Origin of the sequence: Enterobacter sp. 200527-13, assembly GCF_027924865.1 — a bacterium.
In the GTDB taxonomy this organism is placed as follows: Bacteria; Pseudomonadota; Gammaproteobacteria; order Enterobacterales; family Enterobacteriaceae; genus Enterobacter; species Enterobacter ludwigii.
The window spans coordinates 160,824-176,520 of the sequence record NZ_BSCM01000004.1; the positions used below are offsets into that span (position 1 = coordinate 160,824).

Here is a 15,697-nt window from a genome sequence, read left to right on the forward strand (position 1 = left end):
CCCCTTAGTTCCGCTTCACTTTCGACAGCGGGTGATCGGCCGGATAGGTCGGGATTTCCGGCTTGTTGGTGCCGAGCATCACGCACATCAGCGCCTCTTCTTCACCATGATTGAACAGACCGCGATAGATGCCCGGCGGAACGGAGATCAGATCGCGTTCGCGCAGCACGGTTTCGGTGTAGTGATCGCCGTCCTGGATCATCAGCGTGATCTGCCCTTTAAGCATGAAGAACACCTCTTCCACATCGTCATGCAGATGCAATGGTCCCTCGCACTTCGACGGCAGCACCATGGTGGAGAAGGTAAAGTGCTCAGCCGGCACGGTATTGGTATCGCTTGCCACGCCCGTCGCCCCGGTACCGATGTAGCGCATCTGCGCACGGCGGTATTTAGGATCGAAATCGGCCTGGAACTTCAGCGCGTTCCAGTCATATTTACGCCCTTCAAAGCGCGCAATGCGCGACTCGACCCACTCTTCCATGGTCAGATGGTCAGGTTTAATGCCTGGTTTTGCAGTTACGGTTGAATCAGTCATGACACTCTCCTCAGTAACGTCTCAGCAGCGGCAGTAACAGGACGCAGCCCACCGCCGCCATCACCGCCAGAAAAATCAGCCCGGAATCCATGCTGTGGGTGAAGGCGATCAACGCGCCCATCACCGCCGGCGACAGCGCGCCCGCAAAGTTTCCCAGCCCGTTGAAAATACCGCCCGCCGTCGCGCTCACCCGGGGATGGGTAGCCTTCGCCAGCAGTGCGAAAATGTTCGGCGCACCGGTGCCCCACATAAAGGTGCTAAAGCTCATCGCCGCGATAACGGCCAGCGGGGTATCAAGATGCATGACCGCCGTCAGGCCTAATCCCGCGCCAGCCATCGAGATAAAGCAGGCCACCGCGCGTTTATCGACCCGGTCAGAAAGCCATGCACCAATCACCTCACCCGCCAGCATGGCGATAAACGGCATCGACGACAGCCAGCCCGCGTGTTCAAGATGAATGCCTTTCCCTTTAATCAGGTAGCCCGGCAGCCAGCCGTTGATCCCCCACAGGTAGGTGAGAAACGCGATGTTAAAGATGCAGATAATCCAGAAGTGCGGGCTGACAAACAGCTCGCGCCGCGCGGCACGTCGTTCCTCCTGTGATTCGCGATCCGCAGCCGGTTTGGCACCCAGACGGATCCCGCGCAGGCCGATGCGCACGAACACCAGCACCGGCACGGTGAGCATCGCCATCACAAAGAAGGTGCTCTGCCAGCCGAAGGCATTCAGCAGCCAGATAGAGAGAGGGAAACCAATCGCCGCGCCTACCGGGGTACCCAGCAGCCACAACATGGTGGCTCGCGCCTGCAGATGCTGCGGGAAGTTATGCCGCACAATGGCAAACGCCAGCGGAAACAGCGGCCCTTCTGCCACGCCCAGCAAAATGCGCAGGACGATCATGACCGTGTAGTTATGGGTAAACCCCATGGCCACCATCAGCACGCACCACACCACCATCATGCCGGTGAGCAGGCGAAGCGGCGCAATCTTGTCCCCCAGTCCGCTTAAAAAGACCGATGAGAAGCCGTAGCTCAACAGAAAGGCACTCATCAGAATGCCGAGGCGCGTGGTGTCAAAATCAATGCCCATCGCCTGCTGGAAATGGCTGTCGGAAAAGAGCGCCGCAATGCTGATTTTGTCGAAAAATGCCAGCAGCACGCAGGCCAGCAATGACAGCGGGATGGCCCAGCGCACCGCTTTTTCGGGCGTGCGGGTGCCCTCACCGCTTGCCTCAACCGGCGCGGTGTTAGTCTCAAATGTGGTCATGTCTCCCCCTACGGGTGCGGGTTAGCTATCGCAATGACATCAGTGAAAAAGTCGGGTCAGCCAGCGGCACATCGGACAGATCCCTTCCGGCAGCCATCCAGCGCTTCGCCAGCTTGACGGTACGCGCATCGTTGAACGCCACCAGCTGGGTCAGCCGTCCGTTTTCATCCAGTGAGAAAAACAGCGCATTATCCCGGGCAAGGGTTGTGCAGCCGGCCTGCGGAATACCGAGGATCTGAATGTTGTGCTGGTATTGATCCGACCACAGCCACGGCGCGTCGTCATAGCCGGGGGCATCGGGATTGAGCATCGCCTTTGCCGTGGCAACCGCCTGATTCTGGGCAAAGGCCCACGACTGAATACACAGCCCATAGTGATGGTGCTGGGCCACATCACCGGCAGCAAAAATAAACGGATCCGACGTTCGCCCCTGAGCGTCCACCACGATCCCGCGCTCAGTCTGCAGACCCGCATCACGTGCCAGCTCGAGATTGAGATCAACACCGATCCCGACGACCACGGCATCAAAGGTTTCACGCTTGCCGTCACAGTGAATAACCGGCAGACCATTGTTATCTTCCAGCTCCAGCGCTCCGCAGCCGGTGCGGATATCCACGCCCTGTTCGCGGTGAAGTGTTTCCAGCTGCTGCGATACCTCGGCACTCACTGAACGCATGCACAGCGCGGGCTGCTGCTCAAACAGCGTCACGGCGACGCCACATTTACGCGCGGAGGCCGCAATCTCCAGGCCAATCCAGCCTCCTCCGATAATCGCCAGGTTTTGACTCTCTGCCAGGCGCGCCTTCAGCCGCTGTGCGTCCTGCCAGTGGCGCAGGGTATAGACCTGCGGGTGGGCAGCCCATGCATCGCCCGGCAGACGCGCCCGACCACCGGTAGCGATTAAAAGAATGTTGTAACTAAGGTATTCACCGTTGCTTAAGCACACCGTTTTCGCGTGACGATCGAGAGATTCCGCGCGCACCGGCCGGCACCATGTCAGGTTCAATGCCTGTTGCGCCGCTTCAGTAAAGAGACGCGGTAGCGGCGCGTCCGGCTCCAGTAACGCAGCCTTGGACAGCGGCGGGCGTTCGTAGAAATCCCACTCCTCTTCCGCCACGACACAAATCTCTCCGTCGAAGCCTTCGTCACGCAGGGTTTTCGCCGCCCAGCCACCTGCCTGACCGCCGCCAATAATGACAATGCGCGAGGTCATACCGCCTCCGGCTTTTTCTGCTGACGGCGAGTGTCGTGGTCAATCCCACCCTCTACCGCCCACTCGGTGAACGACACCAGCGAATGTTCCAGCTCGCGCGGCTGCCAGTTTTCGGTGAGGTAATCATCGTTGGTGTAGTATTCAAACGCCCCGCCGGTTGGGCTGTTGACGTACCAGAAATAGGCCGAGGAGACCGGATGACGCCCCGGGCCAATAAAGGTGCTCCAGGCGTTTTTGTTCATCGCTATCCCACCACCGATCACCTCGTGAATGTCGCGTACGGTAAAGGCCACGTGGTTCAGACCCCGCTTACGGTTAGGCAGCTGAAGAAGGAACAGGTTGTGATGCCCGCCGCGCACGCCACAGCGCAGGAACACCGCACGGTTGATGTAGCGGTCAGACACCTGGAACCCAAGCACCTCACGGTAGAACGTCTCCACCGCCGCCAGCTCCTCCACGAAGAACACCACGTGGCCCACGTTAATAGGCTGGGCGCGATCGTAGACCGGGCTTGGTGTGTCGATACGGCGGGCATCGCCCCACTGGTTAATCGGCTCGACGTTCAGCTCCACCGGCACCTGATGGCTGACCTGTACGCGTAAGGTCATGCCGTTCGGATCGCGGCACTCCAGCGCGTCGCCCACCTCACGAAAACCGGGCTGCTTCTCAAGCTTCGGGCGCAGCGCCTCCAGATCGTCCCGGGTGGCGACTGCCCAGGTCATCCGGCGCAACGTATTTCCTTCTTCAAACGCTGGCGGCAGGTCAGGGCTGTCGACAGGATTAAGCTCCACGCGCGCGCCGCTCAGGGTAGTAAAACGCTGGCCGCTGGCATCGCCCGTCAGGCCAAAATCACGCATAAATTTGGCGCAGTGCGTCAGGTTCTCGACACCAAATTCCAGCTTTTCAATTCCGGTTATACACATCGTTCGTTGCCTCGTCTGGCCCAGATTGGGCGTAAAACATGCCCGACGCAATGAAGCGCCTGGCGTTAACCTGATGATTTAACTGGCCTGTGACAAATACCCTAAGAAGCCAGAAATTTTATCCGCCGCCATGCGGACATCGTTTTGCAGGCGCTCGCGATCGGTCTGCGGGATCTCCTCCGAAGGCACCAGAATGCTCACCACGGCTGCCACCCTTCCGCTGCGGTCATACACCGGATAAACGATGGAGGAGATGCCATGACGGAAGAAGGATTCGCCGATCACATAGCCGCGTGCTTTGTCCTGCTGCACCATCTGCCACAACGCTTCACGGTCGTGGATCTGGCCCGGCGTGTTGCCCGGCAGACGCTCGTGCGGGAACAGCTGTTCGAAATCGGCTCGCGAAATATCAGTCAGCAGCATGCGCCCCAGCGACGTGCAGTGCACCGGCAAACGGGTACCAATGCTCACCTGATTGATGCGAGAACCGGCGGCGCTGACGCGGGCGATATAGATGATGTCGCGCCCGTCGCGGATCGCCAGATGACTGCTGCACTGGCTGACGTCACGCAGCTGCTCGATGACCGGCTGACCGACCTGCGCCACATCCAGTGAGGCAATGTATTCAAAGCCCAGACGCAGGACGTTCATGCCAAGCGAGAAGGTATTGGTTCGCGTGTTGCGTTCCAGAAAACCCATGTATTCCAGCGTTTGTACCACGCGGTAGGCGGTGGCTTTCGGCATATCGACCAGCCTGTGCAGCTCGGCAAAGGTCAGTTCACGGTGCTGCTCGCCAAAGGCCAGCAGCAGCTGTAAGCCTCGCTCCAGCCCCGGAACCAGGTACTTCACTTCGTGATCGCTTGCCATATTTGCTTTACCTCAGTTAAAGACAAAACCGCCGTTGACCGGAATCAGCTGGCCGGTGATAAACCGCGACAGATCGCTTAACAGCCAGACCACGCTGCCGGTGACGTCTTCCGGCTGCTGCGCCCCGGTGAGCGCCCGGCCGTTTTCGTAAAGCTGATGCCGCTCTGCAGGGACATATTCCGTCGCTTCGACGCGGGTTAAGCCCGGGGCGATGGCGTTAATACGAATGCGTTTTTCACCCAGCTCACGTGCCATTGAACGGGTCATGGCAATCACGGCGCCCTTGCTGGCCACGTAGGCCATCAGACGCGGCGCGCCCCACAGCGCGGTATCGGAAGCCACATTGACAATGGCTGCCCCTTCGCGCAGCAGCGGTACCGCATCCCGGGTAACCAGCCAGGTGCCTTTAACGTTAACGCTCATCACCCGGTCCCACAGATCCGGATCGTAATCAAGCATGTCCTTGCCGCCGACCCCGGTCGCCATCGCCGCGTTATTGACCAGACCGTCGATCGGTCCCTGTTCGCCAATGGTGCTGAACACCCGCGAAATGGAGAGCGGATCGGCCAGATCGATAACGTGTGATTCAATCGCATAGCCCTTCTCACTTAAGCCATGCGCGCTTTCAGCCAGCTCGCCCTGAAGGATGTCGCACATCACCACCGCCGCGCCCTGCTCTGCGCAGGCTTTCGCGAAATGAAAGCCCAGCCCACGCGCGGCACCGGTCACCACGATGCGTTTCCCGTTCAGCAGCCCATTCATCAGGCGGCTCCCTGCTGAGCTTCACGCGCCGCCAGCTGCTCTTTCGCCGCTTTTTGCATCATGCGGCGCAGGCGCGAGAGGCCCACATCATGCTGGTAAAGGTATTCGTGTTCCCGTGCATCTGGCGCCATGCTCTCCAGCACCACGCGGTCCTGCTCAAGGACTTCCCAGTGCAGTTTTTCCAGACGGTTACGGTACATGAAACGCCACATATCGCGCTGCCAGCCCTGCACGCGGCGGATACGCCAGAAGAAGACGCGGCAGTTATCGTTATCTTCCGGCACCACCATGCCAACAATGAAGAAGTGACCGCCCGGCCCGAAACGCTTCTTATAAGGAATGGACAAACGCATCCAGTAGGTGCCGCTGTTGCCCAGCTCAACCCAGTCGAAGTTGACGCCGCTCTGGCCTTTTTTCTCGAAGATAAACCCGGTTTTCGTTGGCTGCAGAACCATATCCGCTTTGCGATCCCCTTCCGCCATGGAGTGCGACGAAGAGTGCAGATAGGTGCCGTGCATCGGGTCCATCACGTTTTCCAGTGCGTACTGGTAATTGCATTTCCACGCGGCGGTGCAGAGAAAATTGCTGTAGGCGTCGGTGTCAGCCAGTTCGTCCGGGAAGCTCAGTTCGTCGGGTTGCTGATCGGCGGTAACGCCAAACCAAAGGAAGATGGCCCCGTGCACTTCCTGCACGTTGTAGCTGCGCACACACTGCTGGCCGACCAGCGGACATTTGTCCACCGCAGGCACATCCTTCACTTCGCCGTTGCCCGCAACTTCCACGCCGTGATACCAGCAGGCGATACGATCGCCCAGATTCCAGCCCATCGACAGACGCGCGCCACGGTGCGGACAGCGATCTTCCAGCGCCTGCACCTGGCCATCTTTGTTGCGCCAGACCACAATCTGTTCGCCCAGACGGGTGATCCCCACGGGCGCAGACTGAACTTCCCAGCTCGCCAGCACCGGGTACCAGAGGCCGCGCAGACCTTTATCAAGATAGTTTTGTACGGTAGTCGTCATCGCATTGCCCTCAGTAGCCGTTAACCTGTAAGAAAGCCTGGAAGCTGGCATCGCTCCATGGCTCGCCCTGCTGATCGTGCATACGTACCGCGTTCAGTCCGTTGACCAGTTCCGGCACGGTTTCCGCGCCCTGTTCGAAAAGGTCTTCCAGCGTGGAGATAAGCGTGATTTCCCAGTTTTCCGGTACGCGGCTGCGGGTCTGCCAGATCAGGTTCTGGTAATCACCGGGCTTATGGATGGCGCCGTTACCGCCCTCAGCCGGAGGGGTAAACTGACGGCTTTCCGGCAGCGCCGGGTTGAAGTTCAGACTTTCGCTCATGCCACTGTCTCCTCGACGAAGGTAATCTGGATCTGGTTTTCAAATACCCGAACCGGGTAACGATTGAGGTTACGTCCGCCGGGGCCGTGCAGGCACTGGCCGGTTTTGACATCGAAAACCGCCTCATGCAGCGGACATTCCACTTTACCGTCCTCGACGAAACCCTGACTCAGCAGCGCGTAAGCGTGCGGGCATACGTCTTCCAGCGCGTAATATTCGCCATCAATCAAATAAACGCCGATCTCTTTGCCCTCGACGTTACCGCTAAAAGGGAAATCTTCCTGTACTTGTTCTGCGTCACATACGCCTATCCAGCTCATCACGATCCTCCAGGCTTTTGTTTCATATATGAAACTCTGTTTCTTATTTAATACGGTCAATATAAAAGCGATGAATGTTTCGTCAAGCACGAATGTGACGAATTTGTTAATCAGTCGAGGTTTAATTAGCTAAGTGTGCAAGCGATCACGAAAAAATGCAGCGATATGAAATTTTCATTATTCAGGCGTGAATGAATACATTTTTTTGATGATCTTTTATTTTTTAAAATAGAGATTGACTTCTTTTATTTTTATTCCTTAAAAATTATATGTGCGCATACCTCTGGTGTTTCACCTGTGAAACTTTAATTTAATTTATCTCATTAAAACAATGAGTTTCACAGGTGAATCATTTTAGTTACGTGACAATAACGTTCATAAAAAATATAAACAGACAGCACGATTAAGGCGGATTAAATGACGGCAAGATGGCAAGGCACGTTGGCACTTCTGGTGCTCATTATTATTTCCTACGTTGACCGCGTAAATATCTCGGTGATGATTTTAAACCCTGAATTTGCCGAACATTTTCAGCTAAATGAAAACAGAATGTTACAAGGAATGCTCATGACCTGCTTTTTGCTGGGTTATGGTTTTTCCGCTTTACTATTGACCCCAGTTATCGAAAGCAAATTACATTACCGACAGGGATTGTTAACCAGCATTGCGATATGGGCGGTGGTTTGCGCCATCTCGCCACTGCTGGGGTCGCTGATGGGCATGCTCATCGCCCGCCTGATTTTAGGCATTGCCGAAGGCCCACTCTTTTCACTGAAAACACGCTTTATCAGCGATAACTTTAGCGCCGGGGAAATTGGTAAGCCCAACGCCGTTACCGCGCTGGGCGTTTCACTGGGGCTGGCGGTAGGCTTTCCGCTGATCACCTGGCTGATGGCACATCTTGGCTGGGCGGGCTCATTTTATGCCCTCGCGGCGATCAATCTGGCGCTGGGTGGGGGGTTAATCTGGCGTTTCCTGCCGGCCCCTCAACATACGGAAAAGCGCCGAACGTCCGGGTTTGTGCAGACCTTTACGCTTGCCTGGCAGACGCCGCTTCTGGGCTGGATCCTGCTGGTTGAAATCGCCACGCTGAGTTATCTCTGGGGCAGCAGCGCCTGGCTTCCGGCCTGGCTGCGCGATGAACACCACTTCTCCCTGCACGCGACCGGCTTTCTCGCGGCTATCCCCTTTCTGCTGAGTCTTGGCTCAAAGTTTCTGGGCGGTGTGCTGCTCGACAAAATGCGCCCGGACCAGGCACCGCTGCTGTTTGTGGTGGGCGGGATCTTAACGGCGAGTTCCGTCGTCATGCTGATGCTGAGCCACCAGCCCGGCTGGCTGGCGCTGTTTATGCTCTCGGCCAATATTTTCTGGGGACTTCAGGGGGCCGCCATTCCGGCGGTTATCCAGCATCATGCGGCGCGGGAAGCCGTTGGCAGTGCCTACGGGATCATCAACGGGATTGGGAATATTTGCGCGGCGTTTATTCCGCTGCTGATGGGGATGGTGATGAAATCGGTGGGTTCAGTCAGCTCAGGGTTTTCGGTGCTGGTCGTCTCGCAGGTTATCACCCTGCTGGCAGGAGGCATGTTGCTGCTGCGCATGCGTCGCGCAGCAGCAATCCGGGCGTAAGGCTTATTCGCCTTTTTTCGCGGCCTGGATGTAGAGCATTTCCAGCGCGAGGGTGGCCGCTGCCAGAGCAGTGATCTCTGACTGGTCGTAAGCCGGAGCCACTTCCACCACGTCCATACCCACGATGTTCAGATCCTTCAGGCCGCGCACCAGTTTGATGGCGCGGTCAGAGGTCAGGCCGCCGATCACCGGCGTGCCGGTGCCCGGGGCAAACGCCGGATCCAGGCAGTCGATATCGAAGGTCAGGTAAACCGGCATATCGCCGACAATCTGTTTTACCTGAGCGATGATGTCATCCACGCCGCGATCGTTCACCTGGCCGGCATCCAGCACGGTGAAGCCGTTGTCTTTATCAAACTCGGTACGGATACCGATCTGCACAGAGTGGTTTGGATCGATCAGACCTTCGTTTGGCGCGGTGAAGAACATGGTGCCATGGTCGAATTCACAGCCGTTCGCGTAGGTGTCGGTATGGGCATCAAAATGCACCAGCGCCATCTTACCGAAATGCTTCGCGTGAGCACGCAGCAGCGGCAGCGTGACGAAGTGGTCACCCCCGAAAGAGAGCATGCGTTTACCGGCAGCCAGCAGTTTTTCGGCATGGGCCTGCAGTTTTTCACTCATCTCGCGCGCGTCGCCAAAGGCGTACACCAGGTCACCGCAGTCAACCACGTTCAGGCGCTCGCGCATGTCGAAGTTCCACGGGAAGCGGTTGTGCTCCCAGGCCAGGTTAGTGGAGACCTGACGAATAGCTGCCGGACCATGACGGCCACCAGCACGGCCTGACGTGGCCATATCAAACGGCACGCCGGTGATCACCCAGTCAGCGTCACTGTCGTACGGCTGGAAGTTCATCGGGAGACGTAAAAAACCAAACGCGTTAGATACCAGAGAGTTATCGTACTGATGGCCTAAAGTGCTCATGTCCTGACCTCTTTAAAGTCGATACATTAAAAACAGATGAAAAAAAATCCCCTCCGCGTCGTTAAACCCGACGAGGAAGGGATTGATTCGTAAATCGCTTATTGGGGCGAATTATCGCCGCTAATTCATACGGGTTCAAGTGAGTATAGGCGAGGGTATTGCCCCTTGCCCTCACCCCGCCCCTCTCCAACAGAGAGAGGCAGGTTTACTTACTCGTCTTCCAGATAGGTGTATCCGTAAAGACCCGCTTCAAACTCTTCCAGGAACTGCTGCTGCAGCGCGTCGTCCAGACCGGTATTCTTCACCTGGTCACGGAACTGGGTCAGCAGCTTTTTCGGATCCAGCTGAACGTATTCGAGCATATCCGCCACGGTGTCCCCTTCGTCGGACAGCTCAACTTCTACGCTGCCGTCAGGGAAGACAAACACGTCAACCGCTTCGGTGTCACCGAACAGGTTATGCATGTTGCCGAGGATCTCCTGATAGGCACCGACCATGAAGAAGCCCAGCATCGGCGGGTTCTCCGGATCGTACTCTGGCATAGGCATCGTGGTCGCGATACCGTCGCCGTCGACGTAGTGATCGATAGCACCGTCGGAGTCGCAGGTGATATCCAGCAGCACCGCACGACGTTCCGGGGCGTGGTTCAGCCCTTCCAGCGGCAGAACCGGGAACAGCTGATCGATACCCCAGGCATCCGGCATCGACTGGAACAGCGAGAAGTTGACGTACATTTTGTCCGCCATGCGCTCCTGCAGTTCGTCAATAATCGGACGGTGAGCACGGTTGCTCGGGTCCAGCTGCTGCTGTACGTCGTGGCACATGTTCAGATAAAGCTGTTCTGCCCATGCGCGTTCCTGCAGGCTGAACGTGCCCGATGAATACCCCACATGAATATCATGCAGATCCATCTGGCTGTCGTGCAGCCACTCGCGCAGCGAACGGCGGGTACCCGGCTCGTGCATCTCCTGCCAGGTCTCCCACATGCTTTGCAGCGCACGAGGCGCGTCCTCAGCCGGTGGGGTTACCTCGGAAATTTCACTGCGTTCAACGCCGATAATGTTCGATACCAGCACGGTGTGGTGTGCGGTAACCGCGCGACCAGACTCGGTGATCACCGTTGGGTGCGGCAGGCCGTGCTCTTCACAGGCATCGCCAATCGCCCAGATGATGTTATTGGCATATTCGTTCAGGCCGTAGTTCACGGAGCAGTCGGACTGCGAGCGGGTACCTTCATAATCCACGCCCAGACCACCGCCCACGTCGAAGCACTGAATGTTTACGCCAAGCTTGTGCAGCTCAACGTAAAAACGTGCTGATTCGCGTACGCCGGTGGCGATGTCGCGAATGTTGGCCATCTGCGAGCCGAGGTGGAAGTGCAACAGCTGAATGCTGTCCAGACGACCACGCTCACGCAGAATCTCAACCAGCTGCAGAACCTGGGTCGCCGCGAGACCAAATTTGGATTTTTCGCCGCCTGAGGACTGCCATTTACCGGAGCCCTGCGACGCCAGACGCGCACGCACGCCCAGACGCGGGATAACGTTCAGACGCTCTGCCTCTTCCAGCACGATAGCGATCTCTGTCATCTTCTCGATAACCAGATAGACCTTGTGGCCCATCTTTTCGCCAATCAGCGCCAGACGAATGTATTCACGGTCTTTATAACCGTTACAGACGATCACCGAACGGGTCATGCCAGCATGTGCCAGCACGGCCATCAGCTCCGCTTTGGAACCCGCTTCCAGGCCCAGCGGTTCACCGGAGTGGATCAGGGATTCAATCACGCGGCGGTGCTGGTTCACCTTGATAGGGTAAACCAGGAAGTAATCGCCTTTATAGCCGTAAGATTCACGCGCGCGTTTAAACGCGGCGTTAATGGAACGCAGACGATGTTGCAGGATCTGCGGGAAGCAGAACAGTGCAGGCAAACGCTGGCCCTGCGCCTCGCGTGCTTTCACCAGTTTGGCGAGATCCACGCGCGCTTCAGGAACGTCAGGATCCGGGCAAACGCTGATATGGCCCAGTTCGTTGACGTCGTAGTAGTTATTGCCCCACCAGGCAATATTGTAAGTGCGCAGCATCTTGCTGGCTTCCTGGGAGCTCATCGCAACCTCCTGCATGGAACGTAGTACACCCTGTTCGCCCGCTGACGAAGGCGAAAGCGAAGACATGTCGTCAGACATAGCGAACCTCAACTCTTTGTATTAAGTGTAAAACAGTTGACTACTATCGCAGCGTTATACGGCGATAACAACCCATAAACGGATCCATTTCCCAGCAGACTATGCTGAAAACCAGACCGTGCGACCGGTTTCATATTCATATCATTGTAAACACGTGTCCGAACTTAATTATGACAACGTTCGGCGAAACCACGAGAAAACTCTTGTCTTAACAAGAGCGCCCTTGTTCAGTTTTCACAAAGCGTGACCGGCCCTGGAATCCTGAGAAGCCCCGAGATGGGTATAACATCGGCAGGTTTGCAGATTAGAAATGCGGGTTGCGGGAATCAAATACGCGCCAGAACGGCTGCGCTGAATTAGCGGAAAACACTGGTTCATTATCTCGTATCACCTCCACGGCCGCTCCTGCTGAAACGGACCACAAGCCAAAGCTAAAAGTTCACTGCTTAACCCGGCTGGAAGTGGCGACACGATGAGTTCATCGAGCGCTTATTGGTATGAGCCGCGCGCCGCGTTTTATACCGAGAACAGGGGTAAATTGCAAAAGATAAATGCGCGGGTTGCCAGCGCCGTCAGGAAAAATTTCCAGCAGCGAATTCAACTCAGTGAGAGGTTAGTCAAAAAAAACTGGAAATCGGGCGAAGAACTGACCTAAAATAGCCATCCAGATGTTAATCCATCCATACTGATTAACACTCAGACTGCCAGTGTCATTAACCTGCAGGCCTTGGTAGAATTATCTCCTTTGGCTATTCCACACAGCAGCTTGAGCTAAACAAATTCCTTTTAGGTGAAATAAAACATGGCAAAACACCTGTTTACGTCCGAGTCCGTATCAGAAGGACATCCAGATAAAATTGCTGACCAAATCTCCGATGCGGTGCTTGATGCGATCCTGACGCAGGATCCAAAAGCGCGCGTCGCGTGTGAAACCTACGTCAAAACCGGCATGGTTCTGGTTGGCGGTGAGATCACCACCAGCGCATGGGTGGATATCGAAGAGATCACCCGTAACACGGTTCGTGAGATCGGTTATGTCCATTCTGATATGGGCTTTGATGCCAACTCTTGCGCGGTACTGAGCGCAATTGGCAAACAGTCTCCGGACATCAACCAGGGCGTTGACCGTGCCGATCCGCTGGAACAGGGCGCGGGCGACCAGGGCCTGATGTTTGGTTATGCAACCAACGAAACTGACGTGCTGATGCCAGCGCCAGTGACCTACGCACACCGTCTGGTGCAGCGTCAGGCTGAAGTGCGCAAGAATGGCACCCTGCCGTGGCTGCGTCCTGATGCGAAAAGCCAGGTGACCTTCCAGTACGACGACGGCAAAATCGTCGGTATTGACGCGGTCGTTCTGTCTACTCAGCATTCCGAAGAGATCGACCAGAAATCCCTGCAGGAAGCAGTGATGGAAGAGATCATCAAGCCGGTTCTGCCAACTGAATGGCTGAGCTCCGCAACCAAATACTTCATCAACCCAACCGGACGCTTTGTTATCGGCGGCCCAATGGGTGACTGCGGTCTGACCGGCCGTAAAATCATCGTTGATACCTACGGCGGCATGGCGCGTCACGGTGGCGGTGCCTTCTCCGGTAAAGACCCGTCTAAAGTTGACCGTTCTGCTGCGTACGCTGCGCGTTATGTTGCGAAAAACATCGTTGCTGCTGGCCTGGCTGACCGCTGTGAGATTCAGGTTTCCTACGCTATCGGCGTGGCTGAACCGACCTCCATCATGGTTGAAACCTTTGGTACCGAGAAAGTGCCATCCGAGCAACTGACGCTGCTGGTGCGCGAGTTCTTTGACCTGCGCCCATACGGTCTGATTCAGATGCTGGATCTGCTGCACCCAATCTACAAAGAAACCGCTGCATACGGTCACTTTGGTCGTGAACATTTCCCATGGGAAAAAACCGACAAAGCCGCTCTGCTGCGTGAAGCTGCTGGTCTGAAATAATCGACTGACAGCGAATGTTAAAAAAGGCCAGCCCCGTGCTGGCCTTTTGCTTTTGTCAGCCAGAGAGCCTGACATTGCGCTTTGCGTGAAACCGATTACACCCCACCCGATATACCTCGCTTTCAGAATAATCTCTTTGCATGATCGCATGTCTTATGCTGTTACATTTCCTTTCAGTTAAGTCTGAAATTCATTCAAACGCGATGCGCATCAACTAATTTACCTCTATATTTTCAAAGCTTTAATTTTATTTACGGTTGCACACCAGTGTAACCGATTACACCAATGTGATTTATCTCACATATTTATACGGGTTGCTCACTTACCCTTAACATCGATAAAACTGATAACCCAACTGGAGGGCATAATGCCTGACAATAAAAAACAGGGGCGTACGTCCAATAAGGCGATGACATTTTTCGTCTGCTTCCTCGCCGCCCTGGCAGGATTACTTTTTGGCCTGGACATTGGCGTGATTGCTGGTGCGTTACCCTTTATCACTGAAGAGTTCCAGATAAGCGCTCACACCCAGGAGTGGGTAGTAAGTTCCATGATGTTTGGTGCGGCCGTGGGCGCCGTGGGCAGCGGCTGGCTCTCTTTCAGGCTGGGCCGCAAAAAGAGCCTGATGATCGGTGCAATTCTGTTTGTTGCAGGTTCGCTCTTCTCAGCAGCGGCTCCAAACGTTGAGGTATTGCTGCTTTCCCGTGTGCTGCTTGGTCTGGCCGTGGGTGTGGCGTCGTATACCGCCCCACTCTATCTCTCTGAAATCGCACCCGAGAAAATCCGTGGCAGTATGATTTCGATGTACCAGCTGATGATCACCATCGGCATCCTCGGAGCTTACCTTTCCGATACCGCGTTCAGCTACAGCGGCGCATGGCGCTGGATGCTTGGCGTGATCATTATCCCTGCCATTCTGCTGCTGATTGGCGTTTTCTTCCTGCCGGACAGCCCACGCTGGTTTGCAGCGAAGCGTCGTTTCGTCGATGCCGAGCGCGTGCTGCTGCGACTGCGCGATACCAGCGCGGAAGCGAAAAACGAACTGGAAGAGATCCGCGAGAGCCTGAAGGTAAAACAGTCAGGCTGGGCGCTGTTTAAAGAGAACAGTAACTTCCGTCGTGCGGTATTCCTGGGCGTGCTCCTGCAGGTGATGCAGCAGTTCACCGGGATGAACGTCATCATGTACTACGCACCAAAAATCTTTGAACTGGCGGGGTATACCAATACCACCGAGCAGATGTGGGGGACCGTCATCGTTGGGCTGACCAACGTTCTGGCGACCTTTATTGCTATCGGTCTGGTGGACCGCTGGGGCCGTAAGCCGACCCTGACGCTGGGCTTCCTGGTGATGGCCGCCGGTATGGGTGTTCTCGGCACGATGATGCACGTGGGGATTCACTCTCCAACCGCCCAGTATTTCGCTGTGGGGATGCTGCTGATGTTTATCGTCGGGTTTGCGATGAGCGCCGGTCCGCTGATTTGGGTGCTGTGCTCTGAAATCCAGCCGCTGAAAGGGCGTGATTTCGGTATCACCTGCTCCACCGCGACCAACTGGATTGCCAACATGATTGTCGGTGCGACGTTCCTGACCATGCTCAATACGCTGGGCAACGCGAACACCTTCTGGGTCTACTCCGGCCTGAACATCTTCTTTATTGTTCTGACGCTGTGGCTGGTTCCTGAAACCAAACACGTGTCACTGGAACATATTGAACGTAACCTGATGAAGGGTCGTCCACTGCGCGAGATTGGCGCACACGACTAATTCTCTGG

16 protein-coding genes are annotated in these 15,697 nt (G+C 56.1%); 4 read left to right on the forward strand and 12 right to left on the reverse strand.

Annotated features, from left to right (window positions below; genetic code table 11):
- Positions 1-4 precede the first annotated feature (4 nt).
- The 9 genes from QMG44_RS15520 to QMG44_RS15560 form a co-directional block, all read right to left on the reverse strand.
- A complete protein-coding gene (locus tag QMG44_RS15520; RefSeq protein WP_014171547.1) occupies positions 5-535 on the reverse strand; it encodes a cupin domain-containing protein in 531 nt (176 codons plus the stop codon).
- Between the two features lie 10 nt (positions 536-545).
- Positions 546-1,802, reverse strand: a complete 1,257-nt coding sequence (locus QMG44_RS15525) for an MFS transporter (RefSeq protein WP_014171548.1) — start codon at positions 1,800-1,802, stop codon at positions 546-548.
- 25 nt (positions 1,803-1,827) lie between these two features.
- Positions 1,828-3,015 (reverse strand): NAD(P)/FAD-dependent oxidoreductase, encoded by a 1,188-nt coding sequence (locus QMG44_RS15530; RefSeq protein ID WP_086532127.1) that lies wholly within the window; start codon positions 3,013-3,015, stop codon positions 1,828-1,830.
- Positions 3,012-3,938: a VOC family protein gene (locus QMG44_RS15535; RefSeq protein WP_086532126.1), complete on the reverse strand. Its 927-nt coding sequence runs from the start codon at positions 3,936-3,938 to the stop codon at positions 3,012-3,014. Before QMG44_RS15535 ends, QMG44_RS15530 begins: the two co-directional genes overlap by 4 nt.
- Positions 3,939-4,016: 78 nt before the next feature.
- The gene (locus QMG44_RS15540) at positions 4,017-4,805 is read right to left on the reverse strand and encodes an IclR family transcriptional regulator (protein ID WP_020883705.1); all 789 of its coding nucleotides are present in this window, start codon (positions 4,803-4,805) and stop codon (positions 4,017-4,019) included.
- A gap of 12 nt (positions 4,806-4,817) precedes the next feature.
- On the reverse strand, positions 4,818-5,567 hold the full coding sequence (locus QMG44_RS15545) for an SDR family oxidoreductase (RefSeq protein ID WP_063156838.1): 750 nt from the start codon (positions 5,565-5,567) through the stop codon (positions 4,818-4,820).
- Positions 5,567-6,589 (reverse strand): aromatic ring-hydroxylating dioxygenase subunit alpha, encoded by a 1,023-nt coding sequence (locus QMG44_RS15550; RefSeq protein WP_020883703.1) that lies wholly within the window; start codon positions 6,587-6,589, stop codon positions 5,567-5,569. The genes QMG44_RS15545 and QMG44_RS15550 overlap by 1 nt, the downstream gene beginning before the upstream one ends.
- A gap of 10 nt (positions 6,590-6,599) precedes the next feature.
- The gene (locus tag QMG44_RS15555; protein WP_014171555.1) at positions 6,600-6,908 is read right to left on the reverse strand and encodes a recombinase-like helix-turn-helix domain-containing protein; all 309 of its coding nucleotides are present in this window, start codon (positions 6,906-6,908) and stop codon (positions 6,600-6,602) included.
- Complete coding sequence (locus tag QMG44_RS15560; RefSeq protein ID WP_013098654.1) at positions 6,905-7,228, reverse strand: non-heme iron oxygenase ferredoxin subunit; 324 nt, start codon at positions 7,226-7,228, stop codon at positions 6,905-6,907. Before QMG44_RS15560 ends, QMG44_RS15555 begins: the two co-directional genes overlap by 4 nt.
- A gap of 417 nt (positions 7,229-7,645) precedes the next feature.
- On the opposite strand from QMG44_RS15560, the gene QMG44_RS15565 reads away from it, so the two are divergent.
- Positions 7,646-8,857 carry an MFS transporter gene (locus QMG44_RS15565; protein WP_047743614.1) on the forward strand — a complete coding sequence of 404 codons (1,212 nt, stop codon included), beginning with the start codon at positions 7,646-7,648 and terminating at the stop codon, positions 8,855-8,857.
- Between the two features lie 3 nt (positions 8,858-8,860).
- Here the strand turns inward: QMG44_RS15565 and speB are convergent, their stop codons facing one another.
- The 3 genes from speB to yqgB form a co-directional block, all read right to left on the reverse strand.
- Complete coding sequence (gene speB, locus QMG44_RS15570; protein WP_014071686.1) at positions 8,861-9,781, reverse strand: agmatinase; 921 nt, start codon at positions 9,779-9,781, stop codon at positions 8,861-8,863.
- Between the two features lie 209 nt (positions 9,782-9,990).
- Positions 9,991-11,967, reverse strand: coding sequence for a biosynthetic arginine decarboxylase (speA, locus tag QMG44_RS15575; protein ID WP_020883700.1), 1,977 nt, complete (start codon positions 11,965-11,967; stop codon positions 9,991-9,993).
- A gap of 8 nt (positions 11,968-11,975) precedes the next feature.
- On the reverse strand, positions 11,976-12,107 hold the full coding sequence (gene yqgB / locus QMG44_RS15580; protein WP_071605459.1) for an acid stress response protein YqgB: 132 nt from the start codon (positions 12,105-12,107) through the stop codon (positions 11,976-11,978).
- Positions 12,108-12,439: 332 nt separating this feature from the next.
- Between yqgB and QMG44_RS15585 the strand changes: the two genes are divergently transcribed.
- From QMG44_RS15585 to galP, 3 genes are all read left to right on the forward strand, one after another.
- Entirely contained in the window at positions 12,440-12,622 is a 183-nt protein-coding gene (locus QMG44_RS15585) for a hypothetical protein (RefSeq protein ID WP_025203262.1), read from the forward strand.
- A 147-nt stretch (positions 12,623-12,769) separates the two neighbouring features.
- Positions 12,770-13,924: a methionine adenosyltransferase gene (gene metK, locus QMG44_RS15590; protein ID WP_014171559.1), complete on the forward strand. Its 1,155-nt coding sequence runs from the start codon at positions 12,770-12,772 to the stop codon at positions 13,922-13,924.
- A 367-nt stretch (positions 13,925-14,291) separates the two neighbouring features.
- Positions 14,292-15,689: a galactose/proton symporter gene (galP, locus tag QMG44_RS15595; RefSeq protein WP_014171560.1), complete on the forward strand. Its 1,398-nt coding sequence runs from the start codon at positions 14,292-14,294 to the stop codon at positions 15,687-15,689.
- Positions 15,690-15,697 lie beyond the last annotated feature (8 nt).

Bases quoted from the DNA above. Each gene is read 5' to 3' on its own strand.
- QMG44_RS15525 (WP_014171548.1), bottom strand. From the start codon at position 1,802: ATGACCACATTTGAGACTAACACCGCGCCGGTTGAGGCAAGCGGTGAG.
- QMG44_RS15540 (WP_020883705.1), bottom strand. From the start codon at position 4,805: ATGGCAAGCGATCACGAAGTGAAGTACCTGGTTCCGGGGCTGGAGCGA.
- QMG44_RS15545 (WP_063156838.1), bottom strand. From the start codon at position 5,567: ATGAATGGGCTGCTGAACGGGAAACGCATCGTGGTGACCGGTGCCGCG.
- QMG44_RS15520 (WP_014171547.1), bottom strand. From the start codon at position 535: ATGACTGATTCAACCGTAACTGCAAAACCAGGCATTAAACCTGACCAT.
- speB (WP_014071686.1), bottom strand. From the start codon at position 9,781: ATGAGCACTTTAGGCCATCAGTACGATAACTCTCTGGTATCTAACGCG.
- QMG44_RS15560 (WP_013098654.1), bottom strand. From the start codon at position 7,228: ATGAGCTGGATAGGCGTATGTGACGCAGAACAAGTACAGGAAGATTTC.
- QMG44_RS15530 (WP_086532127.1), bottom strand. From the start codon at position 3,015: ATGACCTCGCGCATTGTCATTATTGGCGGCGGTCAGGCAGGTGGCTGG.
- QMG44_RS15585 (WP_025203262.1), top strand. From the start codon at position 12,440: ATGAGTTCATCGAGCGCTTATTGGTATGAGCCGCGCGCCGCGTTTTAT.
- QMG44_RS15550 (WP_020883703.1), bottom strand. From the start codon at position 6,589: ATGACGACTACCGTACAAAACTATCTTGATAAAGGTCTGCGCGGCCTC.
- galP (WP_014171560.1), top strand. From the start codon at position 14,292: ATGCCTGACAATAAAAAACAGGGGCGTACGTCCAATAAGGCGATGACA.
- metK (WP_014171559.1), top strand. From the start codon at position 12,770: ATGGCAAAACACCTGTTTACGTCCGAGTCCGTATCAGAAGGACATCCA.
- speA (WP_020883700.1), bottom strand. From the start codon at position 11,967: ATGTCTGACGACATGTCTTCGCTTTCGCCTTCGTCAGCGGGCGAACAG.
- QMG44_RS15535 (WP_086532126.1), bottom strand. From the start codon at position 3,938: ATGTGTATAACCGGAATTGAAAAGCTGGAATTTGGTGTCGAGAACCTG.
- yqgB (WP_071605459.1), bottom strand. From the start codon at position 12,107: ATGAATATGAAACCGGTCGCACGGTCTGGTTTTCAGCATAGTCTGCTG.
- QMG44_RS15555 (WP_014171555.1), bottom strand. From the start codon at position 6,908: ATGAGCGAAAGTCTGAACTTCAACCCGGCGCTGCCGGAAAGCCGTCAG.
- QMG44_RS15565 (WP_047743614.1), top strand. From the start codon at position 7,646: ATGACGGCAAGATGGCAAGGCACGTTGGCACTTCTGGTGCTCATTATT.